General features: G+C 55.7%; 1 rRNA gene. It reads right to left on the reverse strand.

What is annotated here, in order from left to right:
• Positions 1-97 (reverse strand): 5S ribosomal RNA (gene rrf, locus OO47_RS34360); the annotation flags it as partial.
• Positions 98-271 lie beyond the last annotated feature (174 nt).

Below are 271 nucleotides of genomic sequence, written 5' to 3' on the forward strand. Positions count from 1 at the left end.
CCCACAGGGTCCCCCCTGCAGTACCATCGGCGCTGAAAGGCTTAGCTTCCGGGTTCGGAATGTAACCGGGCGTTTCCCTAACGCTATGACCACCGAAACCCTATCGGTTTCGAGCGAACAAGCACACTCTGTAGTTGTGTTCTAGCTCCAGAAACCAGCAACTGTTCGTTGCTTCAGAACTAACACAGTGGACGCGAGCAACTGAGGACAAGCCCTCGGCCTATTAGTACCGGTCAGCTCCACCCTTTGCAGGGCTTCCACATCCGGCCTA

The sequence above is a fragment of the Streptomyces bikiniensis genome (genome assembly GCF_000716625.1).
In the GTDB taxonomy this organism is placed as follows: Bacteria; Actinomycetota; Actinomycetes; order Streptomycetales; family Streptomycetaceae; genus Streptomyces; species Streptomyces bikiniensis.